Annotated in this window: 16 protein-coding genes; 6 read left to right on the top strand and 10 right to left on the bottom strand. The window is 68.3% G+C overall.

The features are described 5' to 3' along the window. Nucleotides 1-46: 46 nt before the first annotated feature. Nucleotides 47-718 carry a potassium channel family protein gene (locus ABIB26_RS12055; protein ID WP_354243108.1) on the top strand — a complete coding sequence of 224 codons (672 nt, stop codon included), beginning with the start codon at nt 47-49 and terminating at the stop codon, nt 716-718. After that, on the top strand, nt 719-1462 hold the full coding sequence (locus tag ABIB26_RS12060; protein ID WP_354243111.1) for a potassium channel family protein: 744 nt from the start codon (nt 719-721) through the stop codon (nt 1460-1462). It begins immediately after the preceding gene. A 48-nt stretch (nt 1463-1510) separates the two neighbouring features. On the opposite strand, the gene ABIB26_RS12065 is transcribed toward ABIB26_RS12060, so the two are convergent. The 4 genes from ABIB26_RS12065 to dut form a co-directional block, all read right to left on the bottom strand. Further along, entirely contained in the window at nt 1511-2362 is an 852-nt protein-coding gene (locus tag ABIB26_RS12065) for a DUF3159 domain-containing protein (RefSeq protein ID WP_354243114.1), read from the bottom strand. After that, entirely contained in the window at nt 2359-2709 is a 351-nt protein-coding gene (locus tag ABIB26_RS12070; RefSeq protein WP_354243116.1) for a single stranded DNA-binding domain-containing protein, read from the bottom strand. The genes ABIB26_RS12065 and ABIB26_RS12070 overlap by 4 nt, the downstream gene beginning before the upstream one ends. Next, the gene (locus ABIB26_RS12075) at nt 2702-3421 is read right to left on the bottom strand and encodes a DUF3710 domain-containing protein (protein WP_354243118.1); all 720 of its coding nucleotides are present in this window, start codon (nt 3419-3421) and stop codon (nt 2702-2704) included. Before ABIB26_RS12075 ends, ABIB26_RS12070 begins: the two co-directional genes overlap by 8 nt. Nucleotides 3422-3628: 207 nt before the next feature. Next, nucleotides 3629-4159, bottom strand: coding sequence for a dUTP diphosphatase (gene dut / locus ABIB26_RS12080; protein WP_502913659.1), 531 nt, complete (start codon nt 4157-4159; stop codon nt 3629-3631). 155 nt (nt 4160-4314) lie between these two features. On the opposite strand from dut, the gene ABIB26_RS12085 reads away from it, so the two are divergent. Further along, complete coding sequence (locus ABIB26_RS12085; RefSeq protein ID WP_354243121.1) at nt 4315-4803, top strand: DUF3093 domain-containing protein; 489 nt, start codon at nt 4315-4317, stop codon at nt 4801-4803. A 19-nt stretch (nt 4804-4822) separates the two neighbouring features. Here ABIB26_RS12085 and ABIB26_RS12090 read toward each other — a convergent pair whose 3' ends face one another. Continuing rightward, nucleotides 4823-5122 carry a DUF4193 domain-containing protein gene (locus ABIB26_RS12090; RefSeq protein ID WP_354243123.1) on the bottom strand — a complete coding sequence of 100 codons (300 nt, stop codon included), beginning with the start codon at nt 5120-5122 and terminating at the stop codon, nt 4823-4825. Between the two features lie 326 nt (nt 5123-5448). Here ABIB26_RS12090 and sepH point away from each other — a divergent pair, with 326 nt between their 5' ends. Beyond that, nucleotides 5449-6861: a septation protein SepH gene (gene sepH, locus ABIB26_RS12095; RefSeq protein ID WP_354243126.1), complete on the top strand. Its 1413-nt coding sequence runs from the start codon at nt 5449-5451 to the stop codon at nt 6859-6861. Nucleotides 6862-7375: 514 nt separating this feature from the next. Here the strand turns inward: sepH and ABIB26_RS12100 are convergent. The 3 genes from ABIB26_RS12100 to ABIB26_RS12110 all read right to left on the bottom strand — a co-directional run bounded on the left by ABIB26_RS12100 (nt 7376) and on the right by ABIB26_RS12110 (nt 12221). Further along, nucleotides 7376-8545 carry an alkaline phosphatase family protein gene (locus tag ABIB26_RS12100; RefSeq protein WP_354243308.1) on the bottom strand — a complete coding sequence of 390 codons (1170 nt, stop codon included), beginning with the start codon at nt 8543-8545 and terminating at the stop codon, nt 7376-7378. A gap of 75 nt (nt 8546-8620) precedes the next feature. Continuing rightward, on the bottom strand, nt 8621-9364 hold the full coding sequence (locus ABIB26_RS12105; RefSeq protein ID WP_354243128.1) for a DUF5998 family protein: 744 nt from the start codon (nt 9362-9364) through the stop codon (nt 8621-8623). 145 nt (nt 9365-9509) lie between these two features. Beyond that, nucleotides 9510-12221, bottom strand: a complete 2712-nt coding sequence (locus ABIB26_RS12110) for a bifunctional acetate--CoA ligase family protein/GNAT family N-acetyltransferase (RefSeq protein ID WP_354243130.1) — start codon at nt 12219-12221, stop codon at nt 9510-9512. Between the two features lie 67 nt (nt 12222-12288). On the opposite strand from ABIB26_RS12110, the gene ABIB26_RS12115 reads away from it, so the two are divergent. Continuing rightward, nucleotides 12289-14832 carry a DNA gyrase/topoisomerase IV subunit A gene (locus ABIB26_RS12115; RefSeq protein WP_354243132.1) on the top strand — a complete coding sequence of 848 codons (2544 nt, stop codon included), beginning with the start codon at nt 12289-12291 and terminating at the stop codon, nt 14830-14832. 638 nt (nt 14833-15470) lie between these two features. Here ABIB26_RS12115 and ABIB26_RS12120 read toward each other — a convergent pair. After that, nucleotides 15471-15800 (bottom strand): transposase, encoded by a 330-nt coding sequence (locus ABIB26_RS12120; RefSeq protein ID WP_354243135.1) that lies wholly within the window; start codon nt 15798-15800, stop codon nt 15471-15473. A 74-nt stretch (nt 15801-15874) separates the two neighbouring features. Continuing rightward, a complete protein-coding gene (locus tag ABIB26_RS12125) occupies nt 15875-16258 on the bottom strand; it encodes a VOC family protein (RefSeq protein ID WP_354243138.1) in 384 nt (127 codons plus the stop codon). A gap of 154 nt (nt 16259-16412) precedes the next feature. Here ABIB26_RS12125 and ABIB26_RS12130 point away from each other — a divergent pair, with 154 nt between their 5' ends. After that, complete coding sequence (locus ABIB26_RS12130; protein WP_354243141.1) at nt 16413-16931, top strand: DinB family protein; 519 nt, start codon at nt 16413-16415, stop codon at nt 16929-16931. The last annotated feature ends 19 nt before the right edge of the window (nt 16932-16950 follow it).

Consider the following 16950-nt stretch of genomic DNA (forward strand, 5'->3'; position numbering starts at 1 on the left):
GTAGAGTTTTACGCAGCAGCAGACCGCGAAGCATTAGGAGGCACGTGTGGCGCACTTCGTCATCATGGGTTGTGGCCGGGTGGGGGCAACCCTGGCGCACACGCTCGAGGACGCCGGTCATTCGGTGGCCATCATCGACCAGGACGACCGTGCCTTCCGGCGGCTCCGCACCGGTTTCACCGGGCGCAAGGTCACCGGCGTCGGCTTTGACCGGGAAACCATGAAGCAGGCCGGCGTCGAGGAGGCCTACGCCTTCGCCGCCGTCTCCAGCGGCGACAATTCCAACATCCTGGCCACCCGGGTGGCCCGGGAGACTTTCCACGTCCCGCACGTCGTGGCCAGGATTTACGATCCGGGCCGCGCGGAGATCTACCAGCGGCTCGGCATCCCCACGGTCGCGGCCGTTCGCTGGAGCGCCGACCAGGTGCTCCGCCGGATCCTGCCGGAGCAGCACATCGCCGGCGATTTCCGCGACCCCTCCGGCCGGCTCGTGCTCGCCGAGGTGGACCTGGCAGCCGGCTGGATCGGGCACGCCGTGAGCGCGATCGAGAAGGCTGCGGGCATCCGGGTGGCATACCTGACCCGTTTCGGCGAGGGAATGCTGCCCGGTGCCGGTACCTCTTACCAGGACGGCGACACGGTCCACGCGATGCTGGATGTGGACCGCAGCACCGAAGTCGCCCATATTCTTGCCAAGTCCCCCGCCAAGGAGTCCTAAGTGAAAGTTGTCATCGTCGGGGCGGGAAGTGTCGGCTCGTCGATCGCCCGCGAGCTGCTGGCCCACAAACATGAAATCCTGCTGATCGATCTCAAGCCCGAGGTGATCGGACGCAGCGGCCTGCGGGGCGCCCACTGGCTGGTCGGCGACGCCTGCGAACTGAGCACGCTCAAGGACGCGAAACTGGAGGACGCCGACGTCGTGGTGTCCGCCACCGGAGACGACAAGGTCAACCTCGTGGTGTCGCTGCTGGCAAAGACGGAGTTCGGCGTGGGCAGGACGGTGGGGCGGGTCAACAATCCCAAGAACGACTGGATGTTCGACGATTCCTGGGGTGTCGACGTCGCAGTCAACACGCCGCAGCTGATGACGGCCCTGGTCGAGGAGGCGGTGGAGATCGGCGACCTTGTCCGGCTCCTCACCCTGCAGACGGGGGTGTCATCACTGGTCGAGTTCACCGTCCCGCACGACTCGCACGTCATCGGACTGACCGTCGGCGACATCGAGTGGCCGGAGGACGCCACCCTCGTGGCGATCCTGCGGGACCAGGCGCCGATCACCCCGAGCCGTGACGACGTGATTGACGGCGGGGATGAACTGTTCTTCGTGACCACGATCGCCGCCGAGGACCAGCTGCGTGCCCTGCTCTCGCCGGAATCAACGCTCGAGGAACAGCACCCGGTCACTTCCGACCGGCACGGCGCCGGGAACCAGCCGTCAGAGAACGACGGCTTCGACGGCTGAACCCAACTAGCTGGCAGTAGTTGTCGTTATGGGCCCACAGAACGACAACTACTGCGGGTCAGTTGGGCCGGCGGGGGCAGGGGCGGGCCGGGTCAGGAGCCAGGCCACCCAGACACCGAGGACGTAGAGCGGGGTCCCCATCAGGAGCCGGGTCGTGGCCAGGGCGGCCAGCCCGGCCTCGCCCATGAAGTACAGCGGAACCTGGACCAGCAGCCGCAGCACGAGCACGGAGACGATCACCCACGTGCCGATCCGGTAGGCCTTCATCCGGGCAGGGTGCTTGCGCCACTCCAGGCCCTCGTTCCGAATGAACCCGAAGATGAGCCCGGCGAAGGGCCAGCGGAAGGCAATCGAGAGGGACATCGCCAGGATGTACGCAATGTTGGTGAGGAAACCCAGAATGTAGAAGTCTTCCGCCTTGCCGGTGGAGTTGGCGATCCACGCAGAGAGGCCGACGCCGACGATCCCCGCCAGGGCCTGCGTCAGCGGCTTCCGCTGCACCAGCCGGGCGGCAGTGAAGGCTGCGGCGGCGGCCAGCGACGAGATGAGCGCCAGGGGCAGTTCCCGGGTGATGGTGAAGGTGATGAGGAAGACCAGCCCGGGCAGGATGCTTTCGGCAATGCCCTGGATGCCGCCGGCGCTCTTGAGCACGTCGATGTTGCCGTTGCCGGAACGGTGCAGGCCGACCTTGCTCGCGTATCCCTCGGCAAGCTGTGCCATGGTGGGCTGTTCAGCAGGGGGCTGTTCAGGACTGCCCTGTTCGGCTGGGGGCTGTTCAGCAGCGCCCTGAACAAGAGTGGGCTGTTCAGCTGGGGGCCGTTCAGCACTGCCCTGAACAAGAGTGGGCTGTTCAGCAGCGCCCTGTTCAGCTCGGGGCTCGGACTTTTCGGGCAAGGTCATTGCTCCTCCTGGCGGGAGAGTATCTCGTAGCGGGGATTGAACATGGTGAGCATGCCGTCACGCATGGTGACCATGCCTTCGAGCCGCAGCTCTGTGCCGGCGGCGACCCCGGAGATCCGCCGCCGCCCCAGCCAGATGACCCGCAAACGGGCCGGGGCGACTTTGCGGGTGGACTTGGACGCCGGCGGAGTATCGTGATCGACGACGACGGCGGTGAAGGCCGCCACCTGGCTTGCCGGCGCGTAGGTTACCGCCTCGATAAAGCCGTGGCACAACACGCGGCCGCGGTTCGGCAGTCCCCTGATGGAGAGCGAGGCGGCGATTCCCTCGCGGGCGGCATCAGCCAATCTGGGTGATCTCCGGTCCACGCTCAGGCTGTTCGAGGTCCGGAGCAGCCTTGGGTGACGGGGCGGCGGAGTCCTTGGGGAGGCGCAGCTGCAACAGGTCGCGCGGCGGCATGGGGTTCTCGCCCCGGACCACGACGATCCGACGGAACAGCCCTTCAAGCGCGGCGGCGGCGTCGCGGTCCACTGCAGCCTCTCCACCCAGGACGCCCCTGAGGAACCAGCGCGGGCCGTCGACGCCGATGAAGCGTGCCACGCGGTAACCCTGGCTTTCGTCCGAGCCGCTGGCGGGAAGCTTGGCGACGAGTTCGGTGCCGAAGTTGCCCTGGATCTCCTCGACCTGTCCACCCTGGCTTCCGACCGACTGTCCGATCTGTTCGCGGATTTCGTCCCAGAGCCCTTCGGACCGGGGCGCGGCAAACGCCTGCAGCTGGAGGCTTGAGCCGTCCAGGTCCATGGTGACAGCGACGACGCGCTGGGTGGCCTCCTCGACCTCGAGCCGGAGCTGAAGGCCTTCCTGGGGGGCGATCAGGAGTGCACCGAGGTCCACATACCCGTCCTGGTTCTCGATTTCCGAGACGTCGAACGGACCCGTGGCGCCGCGGGCCGCACCGTCAGCGGAATCCGCGGCGGAGCCTTCAGCTGCGCTCTCCTGGGTGTCCCCGGTCTCGCTCAGCTGCTGCTGCTTGGCTTTCCTGCCACGCCCAAAAACCATCGGGTTGTCTCCTTCGTTGTGATGTGCCGCCGCGACGCTTTGCGTCCGCGTGGCGTCTGCCCGTTCCCTCGGCACCGCCGGCTTAAGGTACCTGCTCAAAATCCTGAATTCCGCATGCCACGGATCTTTGCCACCGTCCCATGCCCGCTGCCCAATGCCGGCTACCCAATGCCCGCTGGGCAGGGCTGCGGGTCGCTCTTCTCAGGCTCAGGCCGTGGCGGCGCCGAAGCCACCCGTGGACCCGAAGCCACCGCCGCCGCGGACCGAGTCGCCCAGTTCCTCAACGGCGAGGAACCGTGCGTACTCGACGCGCTGGATAACCATTTGTGCAATTCTATCGCCGCGCTTGAGTTCGATCGCCTCATGCCGGTCAGTATTCAGCAGTGTCACGGCAATTTCGCCCCGGTAGCCCGCATCAACGGTTCCGGGCGCGTTCACCACCGTCAGTCCGTGCTTGGTGGCCAGGCCGGACCGCGGGTGGATCAGGGCAACGAAGCCGTCCGGGAGGGCGATGGACACGCCGGTCGGCACCAGCCTGCGCTCCCCCGGCTTCAGCACGACGTCCTCGCGGGCACGCAGGTCCGCGCCGGCGTCCCCCGGATGCGCGTACGACGGCGGTTCCAGCCCGGCGTCGAGCATCTTCAACTGCACGGTCAGGGTGGGGTTTCCGTACTCCCCGGCGCCGGTTTCCGCTGGCTGGTCCGGGCGGGTGGTCACGGCGGTTTTTTCTTCAGTCACAGTCCCTCACTCTAACGCCCGGCTGTGGTTCGCACCTAGCCGCACCTAGCCGCAGCGGCCTTCGGCCAGCACAGCAGCGGGCAGTACGTGCGCCGGACCGGACCACGCCCGGCGGCCAAGATGAAATAGGCCGGGAAAAGTGGAAAGCTGGGCTCATGCCCGAATCCAGTGCAGCTGTGCCTGCTTCCAACACCCCCAGTGACGCCGCCGTTCTCTACCAGGAGAAGATCTGGCCGAATTTCTGGATCTGGCTGGTGTCGGCGGGACTGTCCAGCGCCGGGATCCTGGTCTTCGCACCCATCAGCATCGCCGCCGGGATCACGGCCGCCGCCGTGCTCTTCGTCATCATCTCCGTACTGCTGATCGTCTCCACGCCGGCCATCACGGTGACGGGTTCGACCCTGCGCGTCGGCCGGGCCACGATCGAACGCCGCTTCCTCGGGACCGCGGAGGCCTACCGGGGTAAGGAAGCGACGGCGGAGCGCGGCACCCGGCTCAACGGCCTGGCGTTCATGTGCATCCGGGGCTGGGTGGATCCGGTGGTCCGGATCGAGATCACGGACCCCTCGGACCGCACGCCGTACTGGCTGACGTCCACCAAGCACCCGGATCAGCTGCTCGCCGCGCTGCAGTCCCGGAACTGACTCTCCGCGGCCGTTTTTCCTAGCCCACGCACTCCTTGCAGTACTTAAGCCCGTCCTTTTCGCGGGCGATCTGCGAACGGTGGCGGACGAGGAAACAGGAAGCACAGGTGAATTCATCCGCCTGGGCCGGCATCACCCGGACCAGGAGTTCCTCCCCGGAGAGGTCTGCCCCGGGGAGTTCGTAGCCTTCAGCCAGCTCGGTTTCATCTTCATCCACCACTGCGGAAGGCTTGTCCGTACGCCGCGTTTTCAGTTCCTCGATGGAGTCCTCGCTGAGGTCCTCTTCGGTCTTGCGTGGCGCATCGTAGTCTGTCGCCATTATATGTTGCTCACACTCCGCTGGTTCGATTGGTTTGCCGAGCCCCGGTTGGTCCTGCCGGGCTCGTGGCCCGGGACCCCTCCGGGCCCGGTTCACCGATGACAACGCCGGGCATGCGGTTTTTGTGCCCGATGTCGGGTCATTTTTGCTTAAGCGTCTGGTGAAAACCAGAGGCGAGTGGTGCACTGCCCGCCGGACGGTCCTTGACGGGCCGAAAAGTGCCGGAAAGTCGCGGAATTTCGCGGCGCGCCCTCTGTCCTCACCCGAAAAGTCCCCTCCGGGTGGCAGAGTTTCGATTGTTAGTAATGCCAGGGTGGAGGATTTGTATGCAGGATCTACGGCTTGTAGGCGTCCACGACGACGGGGAGCATCTCCTGTTGAGCGGCGCCGGCGGCGAGATGTTCCAGCTGCCAATCGATGAAGCACTTCGGGTGGCGTCCAGCCGGACGTCGGCGAAGGCTGCTTCCGGCGCGGGCACCACGCCTATTGCCATGTCTCCGCGCGATATCCAGGCCCGGATCCGCAGCGGGTCGACGGCGGCGGAGGTGGCGGAGCTCTCGGGCATCCCGCTCGCCAAAGTCCAGCGCTATGAGGGTCCGGTACTTGCCGAGCGCGAGTACATCGCGCTGCAGGCCCGCAAGGTGGAAGTTGCCTCCCCCGCCCCCGGCCAGGACATATACCGCTCGGTGTTCGGTGACAACCCGGCCTCCCTGAGCGACATGGTGACGCACCGCCTGCCGGCGCACGGCATCGATCCTTCGACGGTCCAGTGGGACTCCTGGCGGCGCACAGACGGCAGCTGGAACGTGGTGGCCCGCTTCGAACCGAAGCCCGGCCAGTCCGGCATCGGCGAGGAGCCGCCGGCGATGTGGACGTTCAATCCGGCCCGCAAATCCCTGCAGAACGCCAACCGTTGGGCGCAGCAGCTCAGCGAACTGGAACCGCTCGACGGGCCCGTCCCGGCACGCCGGCTCTCGGCCGTTTCGGACCGTCCCTTTGACTTTGAGACCGACGCCGATGCGGCGGCCCGGACGGCGACTGCCCAGCACAACGCCATCCAGCAACTCCAGCTCCAGCAGGATCAGGAAGCGGACGGGCTGCTCGACATGCTGCGCTCCCGCCGGGGCCAGCGCCTCGGCGTCGACGAAGACGCCGACGACGCCCTCGCCTTACTCCTGACCAACGGAGTCCCGGCGGCCCACCCGCGGCCGTCCGAAGTTCCGGCCGAAACCGAAGCGGAGCCGGAAGCGGATTCCACCCAGGAGCTGCCCGCGGCCCCGGAAGCGGACCGCCCGGACGCACCGGCAGAAGCGTTAGAAGCGGTAGAACAGCCCGGTGCGGACACAGTGCAGCCCGGTGCGGACACAGTGCAGCCCGGTGCGGACACCTGGGGACGCCGCCGCGACGGCCGGCCCTCCATCATGTCCCGGCTCACCTTGGCCCCCCGGCATGAGGACGCGGACGACGCCCTCAAACTGCACGACGGTGTGAGCACGGAGACCCGGGAGATCACCCTTGCGGCGTCCCAGCTCCGGCCGGCCGGGCAGCAGGGCCCCACCCCGAACAAAGGCCTGGACGAACTCCTCGGCGGCGGGAGCCCGCGCCGCCAGCACCGTGACGCCGGAGCCGACGTCCGCACCGAACGGGAATCCGAGCAGCCGGAGCGCCAGCCCGCCAAGCCCAAGCGTTCCAGCGTCCCCAGCTGGGACGAAATAGTCTTCGGCACCCGCGGCGACTAACGGGCACGCACCGGCATCCTGACCCCGACGGCTTAAGCGAATATGAGCACCGGATCAGGACATGCCCCGCGCCCAGGCCGGCCGATGGGCATATTCCGGTAATGCCCTGTCCCGGGCGCGAAAACTGGACATGTCCTCCCGGGGAAGCGGCCCGACGCCCCCAGCGGAGCCGCTGCACCTGCCACCGGATCAGGACATGCCCCGTGCCGGGGCCGGCGCCTGGACATATTCCGGATATGCCCCGTGCCGGGGCCGGCGCCTGGACATATTCCGGATATGCCCTGTCCCGGGCGCGAAAACTGGACATGTCCTCCCGGGGAAGCGGCCCGACGCCCCCAAGCCAGCCACTGCACCTGCCCCCCCGATCAGGACATGCCCCGCGCCCGGGCCGGCCGATGGGCATATTCCGGTAATGCCCTGTCCCGGGCGCGAAAACTGGGCATGTCCTCCCGGGGAAGTGGCCCGCCGTCCCAACGGCACCGTTCCAGCGGCACACCGTCCCAGCGGCACCGTCTCAGCGGCGTGGCGCCTTGGCCCCGTCGGCCGTGAAGCACAGCAGCGGGACGTCGCGTTCCGCCTTGGTCAGGGAACCGTGCTGGCCCACCACCTCCAGGGCAGTCGGCCGCACCCGCCGGGTGTCATAGAGTGCCAGGGCATCCCGGGCGGCGATCATGACGTCGCCGATCCGAGGGGCAACCTCGGCGCGGACCTCCCCGAACAGCCCCGCGGCGACGGCCTCTTCACGGGTGAACGCCCAGATCCGGTCGCCGAAGCGGGCACGCCAGGCCGCCAGCAGCCGGGCGCGGCCGGCGTCGTCCGTCCCGTCCTCCAGATAGAGATGGACCATCCGCGGCTCCCCCGCGGTGTGCCGGACACCGGCGATGAGGTCCGGTTCCGCCGAATAGTCGATCCGCTGGGATTCCGGGACGTCAAGCATGCCGTGGTCCGCCGTGAGCAATACCGTGGTGCCGGCCGGAAGGGTGGAGCTGAGCCGGCGCACGGTGGCGTCAAGTTCTTCGAGCTGGTACTCCCACTGCGCCGACTGGCAGCCGTGCCGGTGCCCGGCCTTGTCGAGCTCGTTGACGTAGAAGTACATCAGCGAGCTCCCCGCACCGGCCATGGCCTCGGCGGCAGCGGCGGTCCTGGCGTGCGAGGTGGTGGCCGTGACGTAGCGGCCGCCCCGGAGCGCCGCCTGGGTCATGGCGGAGTCGCCGAACTGGGGCAGGCCCACGGTGGTGACGTCCGCGTGCTCCGCGGCCCGCTCAAACACTGTGGGAAAGGGCTGCCATTTCTGCGGATCCACGCCGGCGTCCCAATTGCCCAGCATGTTGACCACGCGGTCCTGGTCCGGGTCCAGCACGTCGTAGCCCACCATGCCGTGCTGCCCTGAGGCCAGGCCCGTGCCGAAGCTGGCCAGCGAGGCTGCCGTGGTCGAGGGGAAGGCGGAATCCAGCGACACCGGCACCCGCCCCTGGCCTGCCTGCATGACGGAGCGCAGGAACGGAGTGTGGGCCGACTTCTGCTTCAGCAGGTTCCGGCCCAGCCCGTCGGCCAGCACGACGCAGATCCGCTTGCCAGCGGGCAGATCCAGCCGGTTTTCGAATCCGGGGACCCCGATGCTGGCCGCGGCGCTGCTGAGCACCTCGGCGACGGAGCGGTGGCCGAACGCCGGCGCGGCCGGCATGGCGGTGGGGAGCGTCACGGGCAGGGACGGTGCGGAAGGCACAGAGAGCGGCTCGGGCACGCGGACCGGCGCCATCTAGCGCTGGTGGCCGCGGCTGAGGCGGTTTCCGAAGACACCCATGCGGGCGCGCGGCGGCAGCCCGGGGCCGGTGTGCGGTGTGGGGGCCGAGGACCCGGTGTTCACGGCCCGGAGGGCGCGGGCGAAGAGTTTGGCGTCCTGGACGGCCTGCAGCCCGTCGGCTTCGGCGCTGATCCGGATCACAATGTCTTCCTGGGCGATGGTGCCGCTGTAGCCGTGGTCCGCTTCGCATTGCGGATCGCCGCAGCTGGCCGGGCCCATGTCCAACCGCTGCCCGCCGGACCAGGCGATGGACAGGGTCAGCTCGCGGACCGGGTCCGAGGACTTGTACTCCTGCGGCTGGGCGTACACGTAGCTGAGCACGACGGAGCGGATCTGCGTCACGGGGACGGATTCCGTGGAGACCTGCGCGACGGTCTGTTCGCCGGCATCATCGAGCTGCTGGTCATCCACATGGGTGATGACCAGCATGTCCTCGGTCAGCACCAGCACGGTGATGTGGCGGCGGACCTCGGCCCGGTCGAAATGCGTCTCAAGATGGACCAGGTGCGCCACGCAGTCGCGACCGTCCAGGGCGTCAGCGACCACATCGGCCACGAGCCGGGGGTAGAAACCGGACTGCTGGAGGGCCCCCTCGAGGCTTTGACCCTGCTCACTGTGGTCATGCAGGCCGTGGTGCGGCGTGCCCTGGCGTCCGGAGGCGGGCGCCGGGGACTTGGGTGTCGGAGACTGGGAGCTCATGATCTCCATTTTCACAGATCGGCTGGGGACATGCTAACTGCACGGCGGCTCGCACCGGCCAGCCGCGCGGCACCGGCCGGCCGCACGGAAGCGGCCAGCCGGCAGGGCCAGTCGGCAGGAACGGGCGGCGGACCGTCCGCAGCGCTCAGCTGCGCATCGCCCGGCGCGCGCTGTCGGTGCGCTGGGCGGCATTGGCGATCCGGACGTCCGCGGCGAGGATCGAGGCGCCGTCGGGTCCGGCCAGGACGGGATTGAACTCCACGAGGGCGATCTCCGGATGGTTGTCCTTGAGCCTGGTCAGCCGGGCGGCCAGATCCTCGAGGGCTGGAACGTCCACGGGCGGCAGCCCCTGGTAGCCGAACAGTTTCCGCGAGGCCCGCGGACCCCGGATGAAGTCGTGGACGTCGGAGCCGAACAGCGGCGGGACCCGGTGCGCCCAGTCATCGAGCAGATTGACCGCATCCCCGGCCAGGCCGAAGGAGATCACCGGGCCCAGCAGCGGGTCCTCGACGGCGCGGAAGGTGCAGGCCTGCCCCACCGGCGCCATGGTTTGCACTTCGAGCGAAGGCGAGCCGTAGCGTTCCAGCGACTTGCGCATCTGCAGCACGTTCAGCCGCAGCGATTCGGCGTCCTGGATGTCCAGCCGCACCCCGCCGAGGTCCAGCCGGTGCCGCAGCGCCGGGTCCGTGGTCTTCAGGGCCACCGGCCAGCCGAGCTTGTCCGCCGCGGCCACGGCTTCCTCGGCGGTCTCGAAGCCCACGGAGGGCACCACGCTGATGCCGTAGCGCGCCAGCAGCTTCGACGCCGTCGGCTGGTCGAGCCTGCGCAGCTGCTCGCCCCCCACGCTGCGGAGCAGCTCTTCCAGTTCCGCCCGGGTGCCCTCCGGGTCGCAGCCTTCGGGTTCCACGAAGAGTCCCTGGTCCCGGTCCAGCCATTGGGCGTAGCGGACCACGGCGCCGAGGGCGGCGACGGCGGCCCCGGGGTTGGAATAGCACGGCACGGCGGCCCTGGCGGCCGGCTCTGCGGCATCTGCGGCGTCTGCGCCGACCATGCCTTCCACAGACACGGAGGGATCCAGGATGCCGCTGAAGGCGGCCACCACCGGCTTTCCGGCGGCCGCCGAGCATTCGGCCAGCACTGCGGCGATCTTCTCCACGGTCAGCCCGTGCGCCGGGAGCAGTGCCACGACGACCGCGTGGACAGCGTCGATCGTGAGGGTTTCCTGCAGGCTGCGCCGCAGCGCCGGCAGCGCCAGCGGCATCCCGGCGTCGAGGTCGACGTCGGTGACGATGCGTTCCACGCCGAGCCCCTGGACGGCGGCGCTGTCCGCGACGACCTTTCCCAGGGCCCGGGAGTTGCTGAAGACGGCGACGCCGGGGCCCGTGGGCAAGGCCTGGCTCGAGACGATCTGGGCGATGTCCATCAGCTGTTCGATGGTCTCGACCCGGATCACTCCGGCCTGGCGCATCATCGCGTCGACTGCCTCGGGCGGGGCCTGGGTGGTCCGCACCGCGTGGCCGGGGGGCAGATGCAGTCCCACCGCGTCGGACTTGGCCACGATGACGGGCTTTGTCCGGGCCAGCCGCCGGGCCAGGCGGGAGAACTTGCGCGGATTGCCGATCGATTCCAGGTAAAGGCCCACCGCAGTGGTGTCGGCGTCGTCTTCCCAGAACTGCATCATGTCGTTGCCGGAGACGTCGGCGCGGTTCCCGGCCGAGAGAAACGTGGAGATGCCGACACGGCGGCGGCTCGAGGCGGCGTAGAGGGAGACCCCGATCGCTGCCGACTGGCTGAACAGCCCGAGGCCGCCGCGGCGGGCCAGCGAGGGTGCCATCGAGGCGTTCAGCGAGACCGCCGGGTTGGTGTTGACGATGCCCAGCGATGCCGGGCCGATCACGCGCATGCCGTTGGCGCGGGCCTGGCGGACCACCTCGCGCTGCCTGGCCAGTCCGCGGTCGCCGTCGTCCGCGAAGCCGGCCGTCGCGACGACCATCCCCTTGACGCCGGCGGCACCGCACTCCTCGACCACCGTGGGCACCTCGTCGTACGGGACGGCGATGACGGCGAGCTTCACGGGGCCCGGGACCTCGGAAAGCCTGGCGAAGGACAGCATCCCGGCGAGCTCCAAGGCCTCCCGGTTGATGGCGTAGACCGGGCCGGTGAACCCGCCTTCGATGACGTGTTCGAGCAGCTGGTAGCCCACGGTGCCCCACCTGCGGCTGGCCCCGATCACGGCCACGGAGGACGGGGCGAGCAGTTCCTGGATGCTGCGCGCCTCCGCGCGGTGCTCGCGGGATTCCATCACGGCGCGGGACTTATCGGTGGGGTCGATGTTGAACTCGAGGCTGACCACGCCGTCGTCGAAGTGGCGCTTGACGTCGTAGCCGGCGTCCGAGAAAACCATCAGCATCTTGCGGTTCTCCGGGAGCACCTCGGCGCTGAACCTGCGGATGCCGTTTTCGCGGGCGGCGGCGGCCAGGTGTTCGAGCAGGATGGACCCGATGCCGCGGCCCTGGTGGGCGTCGGCGATGTTGAAGGCCACTTCCGCTTCTTCCGGATCGTCCAGCCGGTCGTAGCGGCCGATGCCCATGATCTCCCCGCCGATCGTGATCACCAGGGCCACCCGGTCCCGGTAATCCACTTCGGTGAAACGCTGGAGTTCCTTGGCTGAGAGCCTGGACTTGAACGCGAAGAACCGCATGTAGGTGGACTTCTGCGACTGGCCCACGTGGAAGGCCTGCACGGCGTCCGCATCGGCCGGATGGATCGGGCGAAGGTGGGCGGTCCCGCCGTCGCGCAGGACAACATCGGCTTCCCAATATTCCGGATATACGCCGTCCGCGGGCTGATCCACCATAGGCTTAGCCTAGTCATAAACCTCCGCAGCACCCGCCCAGCACCCCTCAGAAGGACCCACCAGCCTCATGGCACGCCGCCAAACCACGCCCCCGGCAGGGGAAGCCAACCCCGATTCCGCAGGGAAATTCGTCGAGAACATCGTCGATATCGATGTCACTTCCGAGATGGAGGGATCGTTCCTCGAGTACGCCTATTCGGTGATCTACTCGAGGGCCCTTCCGGACGCCCGCGACGGCCTGAAGCCCGTGCAGCGGCGCATCCTGTACATGATGAGCGACATGGGCCTGCGCCCGGACCGCGGCCACGTCAAGAGCGCCCGTGTGGTGGGCGAGGTGATGGGCAAGCTGCACCCGCACGGCGACACAGCGATCTACGACGCCATGGTGCGCATGGCGCAGGACTTCTCGCTGCGGCTGCCGCTGATCGACGGGCACGGCAACTTCGGCTCGCTCGACGACGGCCCGGCGGCCCCGCGGTACACCGAGGCGCGCCTTGCGGCGGCGGCGCTGACCATGACGGACCACCTCGACGAGGACGTCGTCGACTTCGTGCCCAACTACGACAACCAGCTGACCCAGCCGGATGTGCTGCCGGCCGCGTTCCCGAACCTTTTGGTCAACGGCGCCACCGGCATCGCCGTCGGCATGGCCACCAACATGGCCCCGCACAACCTGGTGGAAGTGATCGCCGCCGCCCGGCACCTGATCGACAACCCGGACGCCACGCTCGAGGACATCATGAAGTTCGTCCCCGGCCCGGATCTGCCCACCGGCGGCCGGATCGTGGGCCTGGACGGCATCCGGGACGCCTACGCCACCGGCCGCGGCTCCTTCAGGACCCGGGCCAAGGTGGAGATCGAGCAGCTCTCGGCCCGCCGCACCGGCCTTGTGGTCACGGAGCTGCCGTACATGGTGGGCCCGGAGAAGGTGATCGAGAAGATCAAGGACGCGGTCAACGGCAAGAAGCTGACCGGCATCAGCGACATCGTGGACCTCACGGACCGCAAGCACGGCCTGCGCCTCGTGATCGAGCTGAAGAACGGCTTCAACCCGACCGCCGTGCTCCAGCAGCTCTACCGCTACTCGCCGATGGAGGACTCCTTCGGCATCAACAACGTCACGCTCGTGGACGGGCAGCCGCAGACCCTGGGCCTGCTGCAGCTGCTGTCCGTCTACGTCGAGCACCGCATCACCGTCGTCCGGCGCCGCACGGCCTACCGCCTGGGCAAGAAAAAGGACCGGCTGCACCTGGTCGAGGGCCTCCTCATCGCCATCGTGGACATCGACGAGGTCATCCAGATCATCCGCTCCTCGGACGAGGTGGCCGCCGCCAGGACCCGCCTGATGTCCATCTACGACCTCTCCGAGATCCAGGCCAACTACATCCTGGAACTCCGGCTCCGGCAGCTGACCAAGTACTCCCGGATCGAGCTCGAAAAGGAGCAGGAGGAGCTGCGCCGGGAAATCGCCGAACTTGAGGCCATCCTCGGTTCCAGCGAGCGGCTCCGCGCCCTCGTGTCTTCCGAACTTGCCGAGATCGCCGAGAAGTTCGGCACCCCGCGACGGACCGTGCTGCTCGAGTCCGAGGCCGTCTCGCCCACCGTCGCCGCTGCCCTTGCCGCAGCCCCGGGAGTCAAGGGCAAGGCCGCCCCGCTGGTGCTCGAGATCGCCGACGACCCGTGCTGGGCCATCCTCACCGTGTCCGGGCAGATCGCCCGCACCGCGAACCAGGACAGCCTCGCCGAGTCCGGCCCGCGGACGCGGCACGATGTGTTCCAGTCCGCGATCAAGACCTCCGCGCGCGGCGAGATCGCCGCCGTCACCTCCCAGGGGCGCATGCTGCGCCTGCAGGTGATGGACATGCCGGTGCTGCCGCCCACCTCGGGCACCCCGAATATGGCAGGCGGGGTGCCCGCCAGGGACTTCATCACGCTGCTGAAGAACGAGTCGCTCGTCGCCTTCGCCCCGCTGGACGAGGTACTGGCGGTCGGCACGGCGCAGGGCGTGGTCAAGCGGGTCCAGCCGGACTACCCGCTGAACCGCGAGGACTGGGAAGTCATCGTGCTCAAGGACCAGGACGCCGTGATCGGCGTGGCTCCCGCGGGATCCGACGACGTCGACCTCGTCTTCGTGACGCAGCAGGCCCAGCTGCTGCGCTTCAGCGCCTCGGCGGTCCGTCCGCAGGGCCGCACGGCCGGCGGCATGGCCGGGATCAAGCTGGCCGCCGGGGACAACGTGCAATTCTTCGGCGCCGCCGACGCGGCCGACGCGGCCGCCGTCGTGGTGACCGTCGCCGGCACGGAGGGGGCCCTCCCCGGCACCGCTCCCGGAGCCGCCAAGGTCACCGCCCTGTCCGAGTACCCGGCGAAGGGCCGCGCCACGGCCGGGGTCCGGGCGCACCGCTTCCTGAAGGGCGAAGACACCCTCCTGCTCGCGTGGGCCGGGCATGGTCCGGCGAAGGCATCCTCGCTGGCCGGGGTGGCACGTTCCCTGCCCGGGGAGCACGGCCGCCGCGACGGTTCCGGGATTCCGCTCTCACAGGCCATAGACGCAATCGGGCCGAGCATGGCCTGGACCGCGGAAGACGCCGACGGAGCTGCCGCCCCCTAAGGAAGGTCGGGCGCCCGGGACGCACCGAGCCCGGGCTGGCCGCGTTTCCGCGGGCGCCCGGGTCCCTCGTATCCGGCAATTCACACCGGGAGCCCAGGTAGACGTGCCAAGGTCACGGATCACGGATCACGGATCACGGATCACCCATTCGCCACAGATGGCCGCCATAGGACCCGCCATTGCGGCCATCTGTGACGAACGGCCGGCGCCGATCCGGATCGGTGGCGGCCAACCCAATTCCGGCTTCCGCGTCGTTGGAACCGGGGCCGGCGGACCGGGTCATCACGGCGCTGGTGTAGAGCCCGGTTACCGGCGATGATGTGTCCCTTGAACCCGTCCATCATCACCGAGCGGGACTTGTGCGCGTGCCTGGCCTCGGGATCCACCCCCACGTACGAGTAATCATAGGAGGTCGCGTGGACCGCCATGAGCGTGGCCCCGTGCTCCATGGCCTTGCCGAAACGGCGGATCACGGCAATCAACTGGGTGATGGTGTCCTGCCGGGCCACCGCATCGGCGAACACGGTCCAATCCACCGCCCGGCGGTGTTTACCGGTGAGGACCCCGGCCGCGGTGAAGACCTGGGCTACGGCTTCGGTGATGCGGTGCGGGTTGCTGCTGCCGCGCAGGCGGTTGCGCTAATGCACCAGCGCCGTGGGATGGAACGCGGTCTCGGTCAGCCCGTACCCGCGGGCGGCCTTCCACCGCAGGTCAAAGGTCAAGGCTTCGGCCGTGGCCCGGTCCGACAAACCCTCCAGGGCCTGCAGGACCAGGACGGTGCCGATGACGCCGGCCGGGATCGAGGGCCTGCCCCGCTTGGAGGGAAACAGGTCCTCCATCATCGAGTCCGGGAAAAGCTCCGAGCGGTGCCCGGCCAGAAGCGCGTAGGCACTGCCCGGGGCCAACAGCTCCCCGGCCAGTGCCTTCACATCCAAATACCCGCGCTGGGCCTCTTCAATTCCTTGCATGTATCCAGCATTAAGGACCACGGCCCGAAGTCCAGCAGGCACGCCTTAAACCACCCAAATTGTTCAGCGCAGTCCTAGGACATGTGGTTAAGGCTCAAAATGTTGCCCTCGGTGTCCAGGAACCACGCAGCCGAGCTCCCGTCCGGCTCGGTGAAAATGCCGTCTTCGGTTTTCAGGCCCGGGAAATCGTACTCCTCAAAGGTGATTCCCTTGGCCCGGAGCTCGGCCATGGCAGCGGGAAGGTCGTCCACCATCCAGCCGATCTGCGTATTCTTCGCAGTCCCGGCATTGGGCGTCTGGTAAAGGAGGAACCCGGTTCCGGAGCCGCATTTGTACTGCAAGTTGTCCTTGGCATCCGGGTTCTCGGGTTCGAGCCCGAGCTTGTCACGGTAGAAATCACGCGCACGGGCGATGTCCGCGGCCGGCAGCACAGCGCCGACTTGCTTATCCTTGAGCATGGCTATTCTCTTTCCAGGCCCGCCCCCCGGAAAGAATTTTACTCCTTTGGGAAGGGAACGTACCCGCCAAACCGTGCCCGGTTTTCCCGGGCGTTGCCGGCGGCGGATCAACGCCCTTCAGCGGGCCAGGCAGAAAGGCACATAGACTGCCGGGATGCCTATCATCCCCGATCACAAGGACTGGACCTGGGTGCTGCAGCGGCCCTGCCCGGAGTGCGGTTTCGACGCCGCCACGGCCACCCCCGCGGCGGCGCCGGGAATCGTGACCAGCATGCTGCCACGGTGGCGGGCCGCCCTGCGGCGTCCGGACGTCGCGGACCGCCCCGGTGAAGACACCTGGTCCGTGCTCGAGTACGCCTGCCATGTCCGCGATGTCTTCACCTTGTTCGACCACCGGCTGTCCCTCATGCTGGCCGGGGACGGCGCCCGCTTCGACGACTGGGACCAGGACCTCACGGCGGTGGAGAAGGACTACGCCAACGCCGATCCGGCCGGGGTCAGCGCCGAACTGACCGCCGGGGGCGAGCAGATCGCCGCGTCCTTCGCCGGGGTACCGGAGGAGCACTGGGGCCGCAAAGGCACCCGCAGCAACGGTTCGGAATTCACCGTGCTGACCTTGGCGCAATACTTCCTGCACGACGTCGTCCATCACCTCCACGATGTGGATGGGTAGCGCGTGGATGGGTAGCGCA

The sequence above is a fragment of the Arthrobacter sp. UYEF20 genome (assembly GCF_040546335.1).
In the GTDB taxonomy this organism is placed as follows: Bacteria; Actinomycetota; Actinomycetes; order Actinomycetales; family Micrococcaceae; genus Arthrobacter.

Coding starts and splice junctions, on each gene's coding strand:
- ABIB26_RS12130 (WP_354243141.1), top strand. CDS start 16,413: ATGCCTATCATCCCCGATCACAAGGACTGGACCTGGGTGCTGCAGCGG.
- ABIB26_RS12115 (WP_354243132.1), top strand. CDS start 12,289: ATGGCACGCCGCCAAACCACGCCCCCGGCAGGGGAAGCCAACCCCGAT.
- ABIB26_RS12125 (WP_354243138.1), bottom strand. CDS start 16,258: ATGCTCAAGGATAAGCAAGTCGGCGCTGTGCTGCCGGCCGCGGACATC.
- ABIB26_RS12110 (WP_354243130.1), bottom strand. CDS start 12,221: ATGGTGGATCAGCCCGCGGACGGCGTATATCCGGAATATTGGGAAGCC.
- ABIB26_RS12090 (WP_354243123.1), bottom strand. CDS start 5,122: ATGGCGACAGACTACGATGCGCCACGCAAGACCGAAGAGGACCTCAGC.
- ABIB26_RS12085 (WP_354243121.1), top strand. CDS start 4,315: ATGCCCGAATCCAGTGCAGCTGTGCCTGCTTCCAACACCCCCAGTGAC.
- ABIB26_RS12100 (WP_354243308.1), bottom strand. CDS start 8,545: ATGCCGGCCGCGCCGGCGTTCGGCCACCGCTCCGTCGCCGAGGTGCTC.
- ABIB26_RS12075 (WP_354243118.1), bottom strand. CDS start 3,421: ATGGTTTTTGGGCGTGGCAGGAAAGCCAAGCAGCAGCAGCTGAGCGAG.
- ABIB26_RS12065 (WP_354243114.1), bottom strand. CDS start 2,362: ATGACCTTGCCCGAAAAGTCCGAGCCCCGAGCTGAACAGGGCGCTGCT.
- sepH (WP_354243126.1), top strand. CDS start 5,449: ATGCAGGATCTACGGCTTGTAGGCGTCCACGACGACGGGGAGCATCTC.
- ABIB26_RS12120 (WP_354243135.1), bottom strand. CDS start 15,800: ATGCAAGGAATTGAAGAGGCCCAGCGCGGGTATTTGGATGTGAAGGCA.
- ABIB26_RS12105 (WP_354243128.1), bottom strand. CDS start 9,364: ATGAGCTCCCAGTCTCCGACACCCAAGTCCCCGGCGCCCGCCTCCGGA.